Source organism: Symmachiella macrocystis, from assembly GCF_007860075.1.
Classification (GTDB): Bacteria; Planctomycetota; Planctomycetia; order Planctomycetales; family Planctomycetaceae; genus Symmachiella; species Symmachiella macrocystis.
This window is the reverse complement of sequence record NZ_SJPP01000001.1, coordinates 782,635-801,319: the sequence shown is the minus strand read 5'-3', so window position 1 is coordinate 801,319 and position 18,685 is coordinate 782,635. Positions and strand designations below refer to the sequence as shown.

Below are 18,685 nucleotides of genomic sequence, written 5' to 3'. Positions count from 1 at the left end.
TCAATGATAAAAACCGTGCGAGACCCGGTATTGCCCCTCCATTGGCCATGCGGAAATGCGTTGACGTTCCTCAACATCCCATCACGATCAGAGAGTTCCGCACAATGCGTGCAAACCGCGTTCGCTGTTGTTCCATGCGTCCGGCCAGTATTGACGGTACGCAGGAGACGTACCCGGCAGTTCAGGGGACATCTCTTATGGACAATGTAGCGGCCAAATCCTTGGACGTCCTCAAGGTAACGACTCTCTAGGCAATTCACAGCGCGAAATTCACCGATTTTTTCGGAGATACGGGTCATTCCCGATTTTACGCCCCTCCTGGTGGCTTGCGGCAACCAGGCTGTCATTCTCGCACGGGTCATCGCTGGCGTGTTGCCTCATACAGCACGATTCCGGCCGCGACGGCCGCGTTGAGCGAACCGATTTTACCTTGCAGGGGAATTCGTACAAACCCGTCACAAACCGTTTGAACTTCGGGGGAAATTCCGGTTCCCTCGTTGCCGATGACCAACCCGACCGGTCCGGACAAATTGTGACTGAAAATTGGTTCAACCGCCTTTTCGCTCGCACCATAGATCGAAATTCCCTGCGTCTGCAGATGTTGAATCATGGTCACCACTTCTGCGGTTTGCACAATCCGCACGCGGTTGACTGCGCCGACGGAACTTCGCGCTACCAGACTGTTGACCGTCGCTTGACGTTGTTCTCCGACGACGATTGCTGTGACGCCAAATACCTCAGCCGAGCGGATCACCGCTCCGAAATTGTACGCGTCCTGCATCGCATCCAAAATTAAATACAGCGGGTTTTGAACCGGACTTTGCAGCAGGTCTTCGGCCGGCGTGTAAGGGAAAGTCCCCATCTTGGCGAGATAACCTTGGTGGTCCTTGGTTTTGGCCAATTGGGTCAAGCGGGTGGCTGATTCCACGAGCACCGGAACCTGGTGATGGTCGGCGAGGCTTTGCAGTCGCAACAGTTCTTCCTCGTCCAGGCGGTCGGCCAAACGAATTTCGTGAATGGGCCATCGATTGGCTTCGAGCGTTTGCCGTACCAGGTGCCGTCCCCATAGCCAACATCGCTGATGATTTCCCAACAACGCATCTCGCCGTTTTTTTGCAGCTGCCACTGCGGTCCCTTTCCAAACGCTGGCTACTTCGCCAGCCAACCAGTTTCGCTCTGCTCCGAGCCTCAGTTTTATGGTGTGAGCCGTTTGCTGATTTCGACGAGAACGTTGTCGAGTTGCGATCTGACTTCGCTCGTGGCGGGATAAACGACACGGCCCCGTTCGTCTTTTGTGATGGCCACAACATCGAACTCGCCATTAAGCCGTTTTAGAGGCATCACATAGGAGTTGCCGGCGGACAGATTGGAAATTTCCGAGAGACCGACGACGGTGAGTTCTTTTTCGGGGAATATCCCGTACATCGTTTCGGCAACGCTCACGCGGCCGGTGGATGAATCAGCGACATTGCCAATGATCACCAAGTCTGCGTCAGCGAATTGGCGGCGGTTGAGCGTGATTGGATTGGAGCTTAGCCCGGCCAAGGCCAACAGGCCGGCGATCCAGACGACCCACACGATTATACCGACGACTAATCTTGTTTTTGAACGCGGCAAAACGGCGTTTTGTTCTTCCATGCCCACGGGCGGCAGTGCTGCAGAGTCTTGTTTTTGAGCCGCCTGGCGGCGATGTCGTGACAACGTGCTTTCCTTCCCTGCAACGCACGATTTCCGAAATGCTGGCTGGAACGCAACTCTCGGGATCGAACAGATATCAACTCAAGTGGATGCGGTCACCGCTCCGGGATTTTGCCTCAGTGCGATTTTGCCGCAGTGGAGCCTTGGTTAGCCCAGAAACGCCGGCATCTTGATGGCTAGGCGACACTTTTCCCCGCGGAGAAACACGCTGTAAATTTCGAGCGGAAGCACCGTTAGTTTGGAGAGAAGGCGCGGCTGACATCGATGACGTATTGATCGTCGAATGCTTCTTCAAAATCGAAGACGTCGCAAAAATCCTCCAAACGATCATCGTCGGTCTTCTTCATGTCTCCGCTTTCGATCAATTCGAAGACAATCTTCCCGAAATCTTCCGTCGTAAAGATTCCCCAGCTATTAAAGACGGTGCGGGCCAACATGCCGAACTGTTCTTGGGCGTATTGGCGAATGCCGTTGACCAGTTCCTGTCCGGAGATATGGGCCTCCGCTTCGGAAAAATGGACGCCGGTTGCGGGGGGATGGCGAAACAGATTTTGCGAATATCGCAAAGCCGGGAAAATGAACCGATACGCATTGGAATCGTAACGGCGTCTGATCGTTGTCTTTGATGTCGTTGTCATGGCTTGCGTAGTACACTTCCGTTCCCGGTTTCACAGCGAATTTTTATTGCTATGAACTTTGGCCAGGCGATGTTTTCGGAGACTCTTTATTTACGCGAAATTCCAAGTCCTCAGACTTTCCAAACAAACGCTGTCCTCACCGCCTGCGACGATTCAGGGTTTCAACACTTTGACGATCTCCAACGGCAGGTTTCACCGATTGTCTGTGGCGGCGTACGTGTTCATCATAACCGGATAGGGGATGCAATTTGAATGCAAATCTTGACTTTTTCTTAAGATACCCTGGCAGGTAAAAAAATCCGCCTCATGGTTGCCGGTGTCCCCCGAGACTTCCAGCAGTTCCCAGACGTTAAGGTTTCAGGTTTGCAAGTTGGTTGTCTCAACTCGAACAATGAAGCGTCTGTTGAGCGACTGTGCATTAATGCGGCAATTTTTACTCAGCTGGCTTGACCGCCTCGGCCGGTTTGGAGCGTTTGACGACTGTCACGATCTCGCTTTCATCAACCATAATGCGGCGTTGATCTTCATATTGAATCAACAACTTCCTGGCCAGGATTTCTTGGCGTAACACCTTACCCTGTCCTTGTTTAGTGACAACCATGTTTCCCACGGCGGGCAACTCCCGGCGGATTTCCTGATACGTATCGTATTCGTACCGCAAGCAGCACTTGAGCCGTCCGCAACGGCCGGAAATCTTTGTTGGGTCCAAAGTGGCTCGTTGGACTTTGGCCATTTTCATGGAAACCGGCGGCATCTGGGTGAGATGCGTATTGCAACAGACTGGTTTGCCGCAGTCGCCGTAATCCGCAAGCAACTTGGCTTCGTCGCGGACACCGATTTGCCGCATTTCGATCCGCGTGTGGAATTTCTTTGCCAGCGCTTTGACCAACTCCCGAAAATCGACCCGCTTTTCCGCCAAGTAGAAAAAGACGATCCGTTCCCCGCCGAGCACGTGCTCGACATCGATGAGTTCCATTTGCAGCTTGCGCTCGCGGATCATTTCCGCGCAATCGTGGAATTCAATCCGCTCCTTTTCGTGCAACTCTCCGCTGGATTGCTCGTCCTCGAGAGTGGCAAAGCGGACAATATGGCCTTTGGTTTCGGATGAGGGCAAAAACTTAACGGCGCGTTCGGTCGCTTCGCAAAGAACCTCGCCCAATTCCATTCCCCGGTCGCTACGGACGACCACGGAATCACTGCGGGCATAGGTTTGCGGACCTTTTACCGAAAAGGGTGCGACGTGACGGATTAACCCATAGCGAACGACGTAACGACTCGGCATGGTGATCTCAATAGACATGTATAAATTTCAATACGAAGCCGTCGCTGTCAGTCGTGCATCGTTTATCCCGATGCATTCAAGTGGCGGCACGTATTGAAAATTGTGGAAAGGCAAAAATCCCAATGGGCATTATAGGCCCATCGCTGCGGCAATTGCCATCGTGGCAGAAAATGCCGCATTGTCAGCTGCAGGGAAGGGCATCACCGTGGTCGGGGGAATAGCGCCGGATGGTCAGGCGGTCGTACGTGCTGCGCGGCCGACTCGTCCCAGGTCGTCGAACAGTGCTTCCATGCACAATGCGACCGACATGCTGCGATCCAAGTGCAATTGCGCTGTCACGGCGCGTTCGATGGCGGCGCCGATCACTTCCGCCTGTTCCGGGTCGATTTCGGAAGCCTCTGCAAGCGAGAGGCGGTAGTACTCGATACAAAACCGGATCATCCAAGCGGCCCGTTGTCGTTGCGCCGCCGCGTCTGAACCGGCCGCTTCGATACATTCCATGACCTGGGCTGCTGTATTTACGCTGTGAAAACGTTCCGAAGCGAGTGCGGCAAACAATGTCCGCCGATGCTCCAATAGTTCAGAGTCTCCCAGTTGCGCTGCGGTGGCCAAACTGCCGTCGCTCAGTGCGGCTATTTCAGCGGCGAGCTCGGGAGAGTCGGTGATTTCGTTCTCCAAGATTAAAGCGGTCACGTCTTCGGAGGAGAGGGGGGCAAAACGAATCGTTTGGCAGCGCGAGCGAATCGTGGGCAATAGCTGCTCGAGATTGGTGGCGATTAGCACGATCAAAGAACCGTGCGGCGGTTCCTCCAAAGTTTTTAGCAAGGCGTTGGCGCTCTCAACTCGCATTTTGTCGGCGTCATCAATGACGGCGATTTTGCGGTCGGCCGACATCGGCTTGAGGGACAAGTCGTGGCATAAGCCTTCCTTGCCGCGATTCTCTTTGGGGCCGATAAACTGTTCGATCAATAGTTCGCGTTTAGTCGGCAGAAGTTGCACGCGAGAAAAATCGGGGTGCGCGCCGCTGGCCATCTGTTTGCAAGCCGGGCAGACTCCGCAGGGATCGAGGTCCGTGATGGGGTGGGTCTGACAAAAGAGTGCCTGCGCTAAAGTCGTCGCGAAGGTCTGTTTGCCAACCCCCTCAGGCCCCACAAACAGATACGCCTGTCCCAGTCGACCACGCGACAGCGTGCGACGAAACATTTCGATTTGCTGTGTATGTCCGCGTAGTTGTTCCCAGCCCATCAGCCTGCCGTCCTTCGTGACCGCAGGCCTCGCATTTGGAAAACAGAGCGAAAGGTCGCGGCGTCTGCGGTATTGAATTTCAATCGCAGAGAGTATCACGTCGAGATGGCAGGAACAACTGGCGCTGGAGTGGGACGATCACCTGTTGTGCGGGAACCCCTCACCCCAGCCCTCTCTCAGAGGGAGAGGGGGGGGTGTTTTTCCGGTGGGTTTATTTCCGTGACATGTACATCGCCGAGGCATCGATGATCCAGGGGGTGGACCAGGTGCGGCCGTCGTTGGCGTTGCAGACGTCGAAAAAGTAAGTGTTGAATCGCACGCACCTGTAATCGTGATAGTTGTGCGAGGCGATGTGGTCGGCGGGGGTGAGGTTTTCGACACCCGGTTTTCCGTAGTAGTGAATCCGTCCATCAGGAGTGAACGACATGCCGATCGTCCACCAGCCGGTTTGTTTGATTTGCGGACCGGTGTAGTCGTAGCCCCGTTCATCGGCGCGGATGATAAAGTAGGCGGAGTCTTCTTTGTAGCCGTTGGTCTTGCTGTTGAATTGAATGAACATACCGGGATAGAGCGTTTCGCTTTCCGTTCCGCCGCTAAACCGGGATCGGAAACCAAACAAGCCGCGTTTACGAGAACCGCCCCGCGTGGAACGCTGCGCCAGGACACTGGCGCGAAATCCAAACGAGGTTCCGGTCCGGTTTTCCCATTTGTCGAACTCGGGAATGTAGAGCCGGACCACCACGTTGGGTGACCAAGCCACCGGAACAAATCCGCCTAAGGCATTAGTCACATCGACTAACAGGTCGTCCTGTTGCCATTTGCGCGATGAGTAACCGGGGATGCCGGAATTCAATGTTTGCATCAACATCGCGCCGGTGCTGCCGGGAAGTCCGCCCGCCGGAGGGGTGACGCGTTTGATGACATCGGGTTGTCCGCGCTTGAGACTTTCGAACCATTTGCTGTTGTTCGACTTGCCGGAGGGATACCGGGTTTGTTTGTCGATGTTGCTGCTACTCTTGGGGAAATTGTGCGTGAAGACCCATTGGGTATCTTCAAAGTCGTCGCTAGCCTTCGCTTGGAAGGTGCCGGTTCCGGGGACGACTTGAGCCGACGCGGTTCCGCAGAGAACCGTTACCGTCAAAGCCGAACAAATAGTCGCCGCGAGCGACCTAGCAAACGAAATTCGCATGGTATCCATCCCAAATCTCAATTGGCGGTTATGTGCATTTCCCAGAAAGAGAGCGTGGGCACTCTCTTACAACTGGTTCTAGTACTCCTTTGAAATATCGGAACAGTAAACGGGAGATCGTAAAGGATGTTTGTCGGCACAATCGCGTTTGTCGGAACCTGCTGACCGTGCGCGGAAAATTTTGACATTCACGTCCTTCAACCTAGCGGAGGGTGCAGATGTGCCCGGCATTTGAGCAACAATTATCAAATGTACGGTAGGTCCCTGCAAGTTGTTTCAAAACTCTCTGACCCCTCCCGGTGACACTGATCTGAAATTTTCGAGAACTAACGCAACCGGGTTTTGAAACTGCTCGCAAGGCAGACCGCTGCGGTCGCCCGGATTGCAAAATCGGAGAAAAAAAGTTGTGGATTTTCAGATTAACCACCAGTAACATGCGGATAGTACGTTGTCCCAACGGGACTCGCCGGATTGTTTTAGCCTCGCTTAGGGAATTGATGGATGTCTATTACGGTGCGCTGCCCGTGCGGTAAGGCCTATAAGGTGGCTGACAAACTTGCCGGCAAAAAAATCAAATGCAAGTCGTGCGACAAGGTTTTGGCGATTGCGCAGCCGCGTGCCAAAACGAAACGGGAAGTAGCTTCCAGCGACGACGATTCTGGTTTTTTGGATGTGGATCTGGATGCCGAGTATTCGCAGATGACGGCAGTCAAACGCGCGCGTCCTCGACAGGACGAATCGGAAAGCCAATTTGCCGATCCATTCGAAAGGCGCGGTCTGGCCGCTGCCGGCCTCGATGTCTCCCAGAATAAAGAGCCTCGCTTTTTTATTCCGTCGATGCCCCGCGTAGAAAAAGTAGTCAGCAAACTGATTCCCTTAATGGGCGTCGTTTTGGGTTTGTTGATGATCTTCGGCACCTACCTGATTTCAGTGCATTACGGATATTTCTGGCCGTTTCTCGGGGCAGCGGGAATTGTTGTATCCATCGTTAGCTTGAACTTGCTCTTCAAAAAAGAAGAAGAAGAGGAAGAAGCAGAGACAGAATAAACCGCTCCAGCTCAATGGCACCGGCGCTTCCCTGTCGGAATCCACCGACAGATCCACTTTGACCATCGCTCGGGAAGAATTTAGACATGACCATTTCTGTACCTTGCTCGTGTGGCAAGTCTTATAAAGTCGCCGATAAACTTGCCGGGAAGAAATTCAAGTGCAAGGCGTGCGACAAGGTGTTGGCCATCCGCCGCCCGGCAGCGCGAGCGAAAGTGAAAGCGAAAAAGGCCAAGACGGATGAGGACTCGGATTTTTTGGACATGGACCTCGATTCCGAGTTTTCACAAATGGCAGCCGTTGAGCGGCCGCGGTCGGACAGCTATGAGGAGGAAGAGTCGCCTTTTCTAGATGCCCGTACCCGGCGTGAACCGCGCGTCGCCGATTTGAACAAAACCGATGCGGAACTGGCGGACAAGTATATTCCTCAGCCATCCAACGTTGAGAAAACAGCGAAGGTCTTATTGGCAATGGCGGGGATAGTTTTAGGTATCGGTATGGTGATCGGCACGTGGCTTCTGTGGTCGACACAGGGCATCCGCTGGCGCGGCCTGGGCGCGATTGGAATCTTTTTCATTATCGGCGGGGTGAGGATGTTGATCGACAGCGATTGAATTGGGGCAATTTTAAACCCGTTTCAGTTACAAATTCTCGCCTGCCCTATGAGTGCTGGCATTAGCGGATTTCCTTGGACCTCTGCTTGGGAAGTAGTAGGACATGACCATTTCCGTACCTTGCTCGTGCGGCAAGACTTATAAAGTTGCTGATAAACTCGCCGGGAAGAAATTCAAGTGCAAGGCGTGCGACAAGGTGTTGGCCATCCGCCGCCCGGCAGCGCGAGCGAAAGTGAAAGCGAAAAAGGCCAAGACGGATGAGGACTCGGATTTTTTGGACATGGACCTTGATTCCGAATTTTCACAAATGGCAGCCGTTGAGCGGCCGGCTTACGACGAGGAGGATGACGACGAATGGGACATGGCCCAGGAACGCGACTATCGTTTTCCCAACGGCGATCCGTCCAAGGCCACATCAATGCCTCATTCCCAACAATACGGAGATGGCGTTGAACGGACGGCGGCGATTGTGTTTGGAGTGGCGGGAATTCTTATCGGAGTTGGCCTGATCGGCGGCGGGATTTACTTGCGGGTCAATCACGGTTGGCGAATCCGCGGATTCATCGGTCTGGGGATCATATCCTTTTTCAGTGGCGTGGGAGCTTTGTTCAAGAAATAAATAATCCCGGCGCGGAGTGATATTCACCGTTGCAGAACATACTTATGAGCCACGGATAAAAAAACTCCGGGCTTCAGGACAACGCCTACTAAGGGACTACGTCGAAGGCAACAGCAATCGTTCAATCGGCGAGCCTTCGCAAAGTGCCAAGGGGCGGCCGATGGGGGTGATGACTTCTTGGGCGTATTCGACTCCGAGCACGGCGAGGATGGTGGCGTATAAATCGGGGACCTCGATCGGGTCGACGGGATCTTTTTTGGCGCCGGTGGGATCTGTTTCGCCGATTACAACGCCGCTGCGCAATCCCCCGCCGCCGAGAAGTGCGGAAAAACCGGTGGGCCAGTGGTCGCGGCCGTCGAGAGCATTGATATTGGGCGTGCGGCCGAATTCTCCAATGCATAAGACGACTGTTGATTCCAACAGATCGCGTTGGCGAAGGTCGTTCAGCAGCATGGCCAGTGCCGGGTCGAGGATCGCCGCGTTTTCTTGGTGGCCGTCGAAGTTGTTGGCGTGCGTGTCGAACCCGTCGAGCGTGACTTGCACAGCTTTGACACCGGTCTCGACCAGCCGCCGCGCCATCAAGCAGCCTTGTCCGAAAGAGGTCTCGCCATAAGCGGCGCGGATGGTCGCCGGTTCGCGCTGCAATTCAAACGCCTGCAGTTGCTCGGAGGTCATCATGGTCAGCGCCCGTTGCAGGGTTTGGCGATGTTGCGTGCGGTCGGCAGCAGCGGTGCGGTTTTTGCGAAACGATTGTTCGATAATATCCAAGTTCGACAACCGTCGCTGTTGCCGTTGATAGTCGACGTTTGCCGTGACGTTGCTGACTTTGTCTTGCGGATTGAAAACCTTGAAAGGATCGAATTTGTCGCCGAGATATCCACCGCGACCGGGAAACGGGTCGTTGCCGATCAAGATATTGCGGGGGATTTCGACACGACTGTCGGCTTGTTGTTGTGTGACCAGCGCGGCGATGGAAGGGTGGGTTACGGTCGGGTCGGGGCGGTATCCCGTTTTGAGGAAATAGGCGCCGCGTTCGTGGTCCCCCTCTTTAGAGACCAGCGAGCGGATCACGGAGAGTTCGTGGATCTGTTCGGCCGTGTGGGGAAACAGGTCGGCGATATGCAAACCGGGAACCATCGTGGCTAGGGCCTTGGTCGGTCCGCCGACTTGGGTCCCGGGGTGGGGGTCCCAGGTCTCGAGTTGGCTTGGTCCGCCCGCCAACCACAGCGTGATCAGCGATTTCTCGCGCTCCGCGCCGCGCTTTGCAGCAGCGCGGAGATCCAATGCTGGGAGCGCGAAGGAGAGTGTGCCGGCGGCGGCGATTTTTAAAGCGACGCGACGTGAGAGTCCGGTGCTGGGATACTGCGGTAATGGTGGTTGGGGCATGACCGGTACTCGCGGGTGATGTTGGTCTAATGATTCCAGGAAAACTCGGTTGTGTTTAACAGACTCCAAAATAGATCCTCGACGATTTGTTCTCGTGATTCGTCCGTGCTGTCTTGGAGTTGGGCGACGAAGTGGGCTGATTCGGGTGGTGTTGGTTTTCGTGACAGACAAATTAAAAATGCGGTTTCGATGCATTGCTCGTCGGTGGGAGCCAATGTGGCGGTGCCGCCGACGGAGTTGAAGAGATTGCTTTCCATCAATTCGCGGACAAGGTCGCCGTTCATCAGTACAAGCCGCTGCGGTATTGTCCCGCCGCGTTCCTGCAATTCGTCGCTCCCCAGATCGCCGTACTCACGGATGAAATCTCCTTCGCGAATCAGGCGGATGGTGCGGACGAGTAAATGCGAGTTGCGGTCGATGGTTTGCACCGATGCGGCTTGCAGGATTGCGCCGATGACCTGTTCGGGACGCAATCGTACCAGTGGAAAGACGGCCGATTTGTTTTCGGCGGCGGCGAGCGATGAGTCATCGCTGCCGTCGATGGTCGAAGCTGCGCGGAAGGCTTGGGTGGCGGTGATGGTTTCGATTAGGTGTTTGATGCTGTAGTTCTGTGCTGCGAAATCGTCTGCGAGCAGATCGAGCAGGTCGGGGGCATCGGTCGACGGCGGGTCGTCGAGGTCGTCTACCGGTCTGAGGTAAGCGCGGCCGAAGAGGAGTCCCCAGACACGATTCACGGTAGCGCGACGGAAGCGGCGGTTTTCAGGGTGGGTTAACCAAGCGGCCAATTGTCCGCGCGATGTGCCGGCGGCGGGTAACCATGTTGGTGAGAAGGGAACCGACGGCACGACCGTACGATCTTCGAGTGTCTCTCGGTCCTGGATTGTATACTCCTGCGGTATGTCTTCCAGTCCGAAGGGGGACAATGACACTTGTCCAAAGTGCGCAGCCAGTCCTTCGAATTGGTCTTGGGTCCAATCGCGGAAGGGATGGTCGTGGCATTGGGCGCAGTCGATGCGTTGGCCTAGAAACGCGCGGACTGTACGGCCGGCGAGTTTGTTTTCGTCGAAGTCTTCGTCGATGCGGGCAGAGGTCACAAAGTTCACCGCCGGCGCGCCGGTCCACAGCCCGGTCTCGGCAATGAGGTGTCGCACCGTTTCGTCATAGGGGTGATCAGCTTGCAGCCGGTTGCTGAGCCAATCGGTCAGACGATCGCGGCGAAAGATGATAAACGGTCCTTCATCGACCCCCACATACACACGGGCGAGACGTTGGGCGAAATAATCGGCAAAGCGGGGATCGTCCAACAGCCGTCGCGTCCAGCGGCGCAGCTTGTTGGGTTGAGTGTCGGTTTGGAATTGACGGATTTCTTCCAGCGAGGGAATCGTGCCGTGCAGCGCCAGTGACAGGCGTCGCAGTATCTGTAGGTCATCCGCCGGTTCAGCTGGAGTGATGTTGGCATCAGTCCAAGATTGATTGAGATAATCGTCGACCGTCGCGACGGCGGAGGAGAGCGAGGGCGTCACGTTGGCGGGTGATGAACGGCGCGGCTGGCGGAGGGGATCGCGCGCGGCCGCTGCGACCAGCAGGGTCACGCCGGCGACAACAGCGATTGGAATCAGGGCGGCTCGTACTTTCATGATCGCCTCGCGCGGTGACACGCGTTCCCAGCTTGCCAAGGTCTTTCCAGACAGCCCACACGAACCATCTGTTTTGGAAGAACCAATTTGATTATTCTCTAAAGATCGAGGTCTGCAAGGCGAATAACCGATTGCCGTGCAGCCGTTGAGTTATTCGAGTGGCTGCGGGAAATCTTGACGCCATTTGCGAATTCCGGCGGATCGAAAGAAAACAATCTCATGTCCGAGCATTTGCAATCCCCTGCCGACACCTCTGAATTGCGGACGGAACCCGTAGAATTGACGACGTTTTACGACGAATCGTTGGTCGATCAACCGCCCGATCCCGCACCACCCGCGCAGCGTCAGAGAGGGTCGCTGTGGGGGATGTTCGCTGTGCTTTTTCGGGCCATTCGGTTTGTGTATCGGCTGATCGGGGCGGTGTTGGTGTTGGCGGTGGTTGCAGCAGTGCCGATCGTGAATTTTTGGGTCCTGGGGTATCTATTAGATGCCCAGGGGCGAGTCGCACGGGGGCGAGTGGCAGGGGGGGGACGGTGGCGGGATGCGTTTCCTGATATCGCGTCGCTGTCACGGATCGCCTCGATCGGCGTGGGGATATCGCTCTGTTTGTTGCCGCTGCGGTTGTTGGCGGGACTGGCGGCCGATGCACGATTGATCTCTGCCGGCTCGACAGCCGATGTAGGTTTGCACCGTGCGGTGATTGTGGCGGCCGTGCTGGTCGCCGTGCATATCTATTTGGCTCTCGCTCGGGGAGGCGGGTTGTCCTGCTTCTTTCGACCGCTAAAGAATCTGCGTTGGCTGCGAAAGCAAATTCGCAATGGTCAGTATCTTGAAGTTGCCGATCGGGAAATACGGGCCTTCATTGCGTCGCTCCGCATTCGCGAACGGTGGTGGTTGGGGCTCCGGGGATTTCTCACGGGTTTGGCTTGGTTGATCGTGCCGACAGCTATGTTTGCCGCCGCGAATAGTTCCGAGGGTGGACTGGTTGCCGTGACCATTGCCGGGGGCCTGTTGCTGATTCCCGTGCTGAGTTGGATGCCGCTGTTGCAAGCGCGGTTTGCGGCGGAGCGGCGGTGGCGGGCGGCGTTTGAGTTGCGGACGGTGCGGCGGATTTTTCGCCGAGCACCGATCGCGGGTACGTTGGCCGTGATTGGTACGTTGGTGTTGTCGCTGCCGTTGTACCTGGCCAAAGTGGTCCTGCCGCCGCGGGATGCGATGTGGATGGTGACGATCGTGTTCATCGTCAGCATCTGGCCGGTGAAACTACTGTCCGGCTGGGCTTACCAACGCGGCATGAAACGCGAGACCGATGCTTGGTGGGGTCTGCGTTGGCTGGGTCGTGGAGTGATGTTGCCGTTGTTGGCCGTCTACGTCTTCTTACTGTTGTTCACGCCCAGCCTAGGAGAGCATGGCAAATGGGTGTTGTTTGAACACCACGGTTTTCTGCTGCCGGTGCCGTTTTGAATGACACCAAACGTAGCACTGGCGGACGAGCCGCCAGTGGCACCCGGGATTCCTCTAAGCGGCGCGGACGGTGGCGAGGATTCGTTCGCGGCGGGCGCGTTCCCAGTCGGCGTCGACCATGATTTTGACCAACTCGGCGAACGTGGTTTTCGGCTGCCAGCCTAGTTTTTCGCGGGCCATTGTGGCGTCGCCCAAGAGCAAGTCGACTTCGGCGGGGCGGAGATAGCGCGGGTCGATTTCGACGTACGGTCTTGGAGAAAGTCCTACCTGCTCGAAGGTGAGGTCCAGGAATTCTTGGACGGAATGCGTTTCTCCTGTGGCGATCACGAAATCTTCGGGCTGGTCTTGTTGCAGCATCAGCCACATGGCTTCGACGTAATCGGCGGCATAACCCCAGTCGCGTTTGGCGTCGAGGTTGCCGAGGTACAGTTTGTTTTGCAGCCCTTCGCGAATGCGGGTCGCGCCGAGCGTGATTTTGCGGGTGACGAAAGTTTCGCCGCGGCGGGGGGACTCGTGGTTGAACAGGATTCCGTTACAGGCATACAAGCCGTAGGCGTCGCGGTAGTTCACGGTTTGGTGGAAACTGAAGACCTTGGCGCAGGCGTACGGGCTGCGGGGATGGAAGCGAGTGTTTTCGTTTTGGGGTGTTTCGGAAACCTTCCCGAACATTTCGCTGGAGGAGGCTTGATAGATGCGGACTTCGTGACGGCGGTTGAGTTGCCGCGTTGCTTCGAGCAGTCGCAATGTACCGAGCGCATCGACGTCGACCGTGTACAACGGCTGGTCGAAGGAAACCCGCACGTGGCTTTGCGCGCCGAGGTTATAGATTTCGTGCGGCTCGATTTCGTGGACCAGATTCGACAAGCTGCCGCCATCGGTCAGGTCGCCGTAGTGCAGGACCAGTTTCGGGTTGGTTTCGTGAGGGTCTTGATAGAGGTGATTGAGGCGTTCGGTGCTGAACGTGCTCGAACGGCGGACAATGCCGTGCACCTCGTAACCTTTTTCCAAAAGGAATTCGGTCAGGTACGAACCATCCTGTCCTGTGATGCCAGTGATTAAGGCGCGTTTGGTCGTGTCGGTCATTTGAATTGATTTCCCGCGTTCCCAAACTCCGTTTGGAAATGCAAATTCGCGAAGCACCGCTTCGCTGGGGTGTCCGTTTGGCTGGGTTGTTGTCGAATTCGTGACTTGGAAAACCATCTGGTGTCGGCGAGAAAGGTGCGTCGCGACGCACCCTACGCTGCGGGGGTGATGGTGTTTTTGGTTTGTTGTTCGTACCAGGCGATGGTGGCGGTGAGGCCGTCGCGGAGGGAGGTTGTGGCGCGGAAACCGAATTCTTGTTCGGCTCGCGAAATTTCTAAGCAGCGACGGGGTTGGCCGTCGGGGCGATTGCTGTTGAAACAAATCTCGCCGGTGTAGCCGGTCAGTTCAGCAATGAGCAGAGCCAAGTCGGCGATTGGGATTTCCTGTCCGGAGCCGATATTGACCGGGTCGGATTTCTCAAAACGGTCCGTCGCCAAGGCGATGGCGCGGGCGGCGTCTTCGACGTAGATGAATTCGCGGGAGGCGGTCCCGGTGCCCCAAACTTCGACCTGCTCAGCACGCGCGTCGCGGGCTTGGATCATTTTGCGAATCAGGGCGGGAATGACGTGGCTGGTTTCCAGATCGAAATTGTCTCGCGGCCCATAGAGATTGACCGGTAGCAACGAGACGGCGTTAAAACCGTATTGTTCGCGGTAGGCTTGTGCCTGCACCAGCAGCATTTTTTTGGCGAGACCATAGGGAGCATTGGTCTCTTCGGGGTAGCCGTCCCAAATGGCATCTTCGCGGAATGGGACCGGAGTGAATTTGGGGTAGGAGCAAATGGTGCCGGTGGTCACAAACTTAGCAACGCCCGCTTGCCGGGCTTCTTCCATCATTTGGATGCCCATGATGGCGTTGTCGTAGAAGTAGCGCCCGGGGTTTTGGCGGTTGGCTTCGATGCCACCCACGACTGCCGCAAGATGCACAATCACCTCAGGTCGGGCGGTCCGTAGTAAGCGGCGGATGTCGTCGCGTTCGCGGAGGTCAAACTCGGCGCTGCGTGGGACCACGATCGACTCGGGTGCGAATTTGGCCAATTCCGCGCACACCGGTGCTCCCAAAAAACCGGCGCCTCCGGTCACGACAATGCGGCGTCCCGTTAGAAAACTCATACCATCAATCCTTTGATGCGGCGGCCCGTTTATCAGTGTCTCTCAGCCCCCGGCTCCGCCGGGGGGTATAGACGCTGTGCAGATACTGCCAGTATTACGAAACCCAGGAGCGCGAGGGACTCTCTTGCTCATCAAGCATGGCATGATGTGGCGTGGGTGTGGAGGTGGCGGGGCGTTCGCTGTTGACTTTTTCCATCAACTCGACCCAGGTTTGCCGATGCTGCTGGAGGATCTTGATGGCGTCGATTGCTGCTTGAGCATCCCGTTGACCGTCGGCGTCGACCAACGCGCGATAGACAAATCCGAAGACCGCCTGCATGTTGACGACCATGGCTTCGTCGCCATCGGCTTTGAGTCCGTTGATCAACTCATTGACGAACTCGCGACTGCGGCTGAACGAATCGTGCGACAGTGCGTAGTCGGCTTCACCCAGGGCTTGAACACCGAGCCGCGCAAAACGCAGCGCGCCGTCGACGACCAGCATGTGCAGTTGCTCGGGGGGGGCGGTCAAGACTTGTGTTTCCAGGTATTGATCAGCGGCAGGCATGATGTCGGTCCTTTGTTTTAGTCAGACGTAGTGAAAGGTAGATGGTGATGTTTAAGCGCAGCGAGGCTGCGGTGATTACGACGAGCCAGGATTCGCGAGCGCTGCCAGTCGATCGATCGCCGACGATTGCGAGTTCAATTCGCTGATGATGGTTTCCATTCTGGCGTATTGCTCTACAAGACGAGCCCGCTTGTTTTCCAGGATTTCGTTGAGCACACCGATCCGGTCGTCGATGGACTGCAATGATGCGGTCAATGCTTCGTTTTGTAGCGAAATCGCGCCGGTGAACGGGTCGGTGAAGGCATCGACCGTGGTCTCCAGACGGTCGGACAAACCGTTGTCGGCCTCAATGAAGAACTCGCGGACGGCGGCGGGGTTGTCGTCGAGTGCTGTTTTGAGCACTTCGTCATCCAGTTGGAGTTTGCCGCCTGAGGTAACAGTAATTCCCAAGTCTACTAGTGAGCGATATGGTCCGTTGAGGTTTCCGACCGGTTGTGTGACTTCGCTGTCTAAACGCCGCAGCAATCGCAGGACGATACCTTCGCCTTGCAGGACGCCCCGTTCACCGGTATCGGGATCGAATTTGGTTAGGTCTGCGGCGGCATCGATGATTCGGTTGTACGAGTCGACGAACGATTGCACGGAGTTGATGATATTGTCTTGATCACGCTGCACCGTGACCGTGATTGGATCTTCGCTCACCTCTTTGATATCAATCAGGGCGTTGATGCCGGTGTTGAATCGGTTGGTGCTTGAGGTTGTGACAAATGCCGTGGCGGGGTTGGAACCGATGCGAAGTACCGCATCCTCGGCTCGTGTGGTGATCGTCAATCCGAGGTCGAATCCCTCTGAGTCGAGAATCAGCGCACCCTCCGACCCCGACCGGGTGGAGTTGAGCACTAATCGTTTGGAGTTCAGCGTGCTACCGTCGTCGATAATGGCAGCGGTCAGCCCGGCGTTGGCGTTGTTCAGTTTTTCGGCGATGTCATTCAGCGTATCTTCGGCGTCGATTTGGATCTCCGTCGTCAACCGGCTGGAGATCCGTTGCTGGCCCCCTTCGTTGGTATCCACCTCGCCCAACAGCCGGAGTCCCTGCGCTGCCTGACCACCACCCAGGTCTTGGACGGTGAGTGTTTCAGCTCCCCCGGCGAGGTCGATCAGCTCAAAGCCGTCTCCCGTTTCGTTGAGTTGCGCTTGTACATTGATCGTCTCGTTGGAATTGATCCGCTGCAGTACATCGCCGATGTTTTTTACTGATGTCGAAAGGCTGATTGTCGCGGTGTTTCCGGCGGAGTCGGTGATCGTGAACGCACTGGTTTGTGGTGTTCCGCCACCAGGGGCGTAGCCATCGAGACTCGTGGCAGCGTTGACGTATTGCAAGTTGAGCGAACCGGACTCGACCGAGCTTTGGGATGCGTCGACGGCAATGCCAAGTTGCGTCGCCAACGTCGAGCCGCCCATGTCGGCGATGGTTAAGTTGCCTGATGGCGATGCCGTGGTGTCGATGATGCGAATCCCGGTGCCCAATTCGTCGAACGTAGCAGTGAGATTCAATTTCGAGCCGGTGTCCTCGGCTTGATTGATGGCGTTGATCACATCGTTTAGCGATGTGGCGCTGCTGAGGTCGACGACGGCGGTTTTTCCCGATTGGTCGGTCAGTGAAATCGATCCGAGTTGATCAAAACCTTGTCCGCCGCGGAGATTTCGCAGCAGGACCGAGTCGAGTCCGCCGATGATGCGCTCGCCGCTGATGGTGTTTCCCACAGCGGCAACATCCAATCCCAATTCATGCAGGACGTTGGCATCGTTGATTTCGGTCAGTTCAAAAGAACCCGCCCCGCCACCGCCCGTCTGGTCGGTGAGGGTGAATTGGCCGTTGTTCACTTCGGCCAGCACCTTGCCGGCGTTGTCTTCGTGGTCATTGATGGCATCGGCGATATCTTGCAACGTCACTGCGTCGTCGAGGTCGACATCGAATTCCGTTGTAGGATCGTCGGTGAGGCTGATCCGTAGTTCCGGAGCACCTTCAATCAGTCGCAGGCCATTGCCGCCATTGATTAAATCGAGTGTATAGTCGCCCGGAATGGTGTTGATGTCGTCGCCGGTGATCGTGGTTCCCGCGGTTGTCTTGAGCAGCCCCAAGCCTTCGGCCGCATGACCGCCATTGAGTTCCGCGACGGAAAAGTCGGTCGCCGATTGACCGGACGTATCGACCAGGATTATGCCATCCCCTTCAGCGCGGGCCTCGACGCTGATTGCGGTGTTTTCGTTGATCAAATCCAACACATCGTTGACCGACACGGCATCGCTGATATCAATATCGGCCGCCGCGCCGCTGCCATCGGTGATACGAAATACGCCGCGGGCGACACCCTGGCCCTCATTCAGTATGTCCAGTGGGGTGGGAGTCGCCAATTTCCCACCCGAGGCAATGGTGATCACGCCTTCGCCGAGCGTCTGAGTGTCTGTGTTGGCAAACCCCTTGGAATAGATTTGTTGCGTGGTGGCTTTGCGGATCGCCTCGAATTCATAGGTTCCGACAGGGGTATCGGGACTGGGCGCCACGCTGAGGAGTGCTGGATTGGAAACGGTCGTGGTCAGCTTGTCAAACGTCGTCTCTTTACCGAGCGTGGTGGCCGATCCGGTGAGTGAGAGCAAATTTCCGGACAGGACGTTGAGTCCACCGCTCGTGGCGCCGTATTCTTCGGCACGACTCGCGAGCCGATCGATCGTACCGCGCTGGGCATTGATGAGCGCATCAATGATTTCGCCTGTCGGCAAATTGCTCGCCAGTCCAACGCTGGTAGAAATTGTGCCCATGTGCCGTTTCGTTTTCAGTAGGAGGTTTACCAGTTGGAGCACCCGGTTATCACACCGCGCAGCACCAGCCCGACGGATTTTCTCCGTAGAGTATTTGAGATCTATCGGCAGGCGGGCGGTGGGACTTGAGGGGAAGTTGGAAGATTTTGTGGGATTTTTGGATTTCGTGATTGGTGCGGTACATTGACACAATTCGTTTTCCAGAAGAGCAGTCCCGTTTACAGGGCTAATACCGCTGCGCGGGGCGCCCGGTGAACCGGGCTTTGTGGTTCCTGTGGGGTTTGGGATTGTGATTCGGTTTATG

The 18,685-nt window shown here is 56.2% G+C and carries 16 protein-coding genes; 4 read left to right on the top strand and 12 right to left on the bottom strand.

Translation table 11 applies throughout. The annotated features are described in order from the left end of the window. Positions 1 to 358: 358 nt before the first annotated feature. The 6 genes from rlmB to CA54_RS03095 form a co-directional block, all read right to left on the bottom strand. Positions 359 to 1,165 carry a 23S rRNA (guanosine(2251)-2'-O)-methyltransferase RlmB gene (gene rlmB / locus CA54_RS03120; protein WP_197532171.1) on the bottom strand — a complete coding sequence of 269 codons (807 nt, stop codon included), beginning with the start codon at positions 1,163 to 1,165 and terminating at the stop codon, positions 359 to 361. Between the two features lie 29 nt (positions 1,166 to 1,194). Next, on the bottom strand, positions 1,195 to 1,701 hold the full coding sequence (locus CA54_RS03115; RefSeq protein WP_146369399.1) for a hypothetical protein: 507 nt from the start codon (positions 1,699 to 1,701) through the stop codon (positions 1,195 to 1,197). A 230-nt stretch (positions 1,702 to 1,931) separates the two neighbouring features. Beyond that, positions 1,932 to 2,336 (bottom strand): Minf_1886 family protein, encoded by a 405-nt coding sequence (locus tag CA54_RS03110; protein ID WP_146369398.1) that lies wholly within the window; start codon positions 2,334 to 2,336, stop codon positions 1,932 to 1,934. A 433-nt stretch (positions 2,337 to 2,769) separates the two neighbouring features. Continuing rightward, the gene (locus CA54_RS03105; protein ID WP_146369397.1) at positions 2,770 to 3,636 is read right to left on the bottom strand and encodes a PSP1 domain-containing protein; all 867 of its coding nucleotides are present in this window, start codon (positions 3,634 to 3,636) and stop codon (positions 2,770 to 2,772) included. A gap of 213 nt (positions 3,637 to 3,849) precedes the next feature. Next, entirely contained in the window at positions 3,850 to 4,863 is a 1,014-nt protein-coding gene (holB, locus tag CA54_RS03100) for a DNA polymerase III subunit delta' (RefSeq protein WP_146369396.1), read from the bottom strand. Between the two features lie 211 nt (positions 4,864 to 5,074). Then, the gene (locus CA54_RS03095) at positions 5,075 to 6,052 is read right to left on the bottom strand and encodes a hypothetical protein (protein WP_146369395.1); all 978 of its coding nucleotides are present in this window, start codon (positions 6,050 to 6,052) and stop codon (positions 5,075 to 5,077) included. A 501-nt stretch (positions 6,053 to 6,553) separates the two neighbouring features. On the opposite strand from CA54_RS03095, the gene CA54_RS03090 reads away from it, so the two are divergent. From CA54_RS03090 to CA54_RS03080, 3 genes are all read left to right on the top strand, one after another. Continuing rightward, on the top strand, positions 6,554 to 7,099 hold the full coding sequence (locus tag CA54_RS03090; RefSeq protein ID WP_146369394.1) for a hypothetical protein: 546 nt from the start codon (positions 6,554 to 6,556) through the stop codon (positions 7,097 to 7,099). An 86-nt stretch (positions 7,100 to 7,185) separates the two neighbouring features. Continuing rightward, positions 7,186 to 7,713 (top strand): hypothetical protein, encoded by a 528-nt coding sequence (locus tag CA54_RS03085; RefSeq protein WP_146369393.1) that lies wholly within the window; start codon positions 7,186 to 7,188, stop codon positions 7,711 to 7,713. Between the two features lie 103 nt (positions 7,714 to 7,816). Beyond that, positions 7,817 to 8,332 carry a hypothetical protein gene (locus CA54_RS03080; RefSeq protein WP_146369392.1) on the top strand — a complete coding sequence of 172 codons (516 nt, stop codon included), beginning with the start codon at positions 7,817 to 7,819 and terminating at the stop codon, positions 8,330 to 8,332. A gap of 96 nt (positions 8,333 to 8,428) precedes the next feature. Here CA54_RS03080 and CA54_RS03075 read toward each other — a convergent pair whose 3' ends face one another. Further along, positions 8,429 to 9,718, bottom strand: a complete 1,290-nt coding sequence (locus CA54_RS03075; protein WP_146369391.1) for a DUF1501 domain-containing protein — start codon at positions 9,716 to 9,718, stop codon at positions 8,429 to 8,431. Positions 9,719 to 9,744: 26 nt separating this feature from the next. Further along, positions 9,745 to 11,355, bottom strand: a complete 1,611-nt coding sequence (locus tag CA54_RS03070) for a DUF1549 domain-containing protein (RefSeq protein ID WP_146369390.1) — start codon at positions 11,353 to 11,355, stop codon at positions 9,745 to 9,747. Between the two features lie 219 nt (positions 11,356 to 11,574). Between CA54_RS03070 and CA54_RS03065 the strand changes: the two genes are divergently transcribed. After that, on the top strand, positions 11,575 to 12,819 hold the full coding sequence (locus CA54_RS03065) for a hypothetical protein (protein WP_146369389.1): 1,245 nt from the start codon (positions 11,575 to 11,577) through the stop codon (positions 12,817 to 12,819). A gap of 54 nt (positions 12,820 to 12,873) precedes the next feature. Here CA54_RS03065 and gmd read toward each other — a convergent pair whose 3' ends face one another. The 4 genes from gmd to fliD form a co-directional block, all read right to left on the bottom strand. After that, positions 12,874 to 13,902 (bottom strand): GDP-mannose 4,6-dehydratase, encoded by a 1,029-nt coding sequence (gmd, locus tag CA54_RS03060; RefSeq protein ID WP_146369388.1) that lies wholly within the window; start codon positions 13,900 to 13,902, stop codon positions 12,874 to 12,876. A gap of 152 nt (positions 13,903 to 14,054) precedes the next feature. After that, positions 14,055 to 15,014: a GDP-L-fucose synthase family protein gene (locus CA54_RS03055; protein ID WP_146369387.1), complete on the bottom strand. Its 960-nt coding sequence runs from the start codon at positions 15,012 to 15,014 to the stop codon at positions 14,055 to 14,057. Between the two features lie 94 nt (positions 15,015 to 15,108). Beyond that, positions 15,109 to 15,561: a flagellar export chaperone FliS gene (locus CA54_RS03050; RefSeq protein WP_146369386.1), complete on the bottom strand. Its 453-nt coding sequence runs from the start codon at positions 15,559 to 15,561 to the stop codon at positions 15,109 to 15,111. Between the two features lie 75 nt (positions 15,562 to 15,636). Further along, positions 15,637 to 18,381, bottom strand: coding sequence for a flagellar filament capping protein FliD (fliD, locus tag CA54_RS03045; RefSeq protein WP_146369385.1), 2,745 nt, complete (start codon positions 18,379 to 18,381; stop codon positions 15,637 to 15,639). Positions 18,382 to 18,685: the final 304 nt, after the last annotated feature.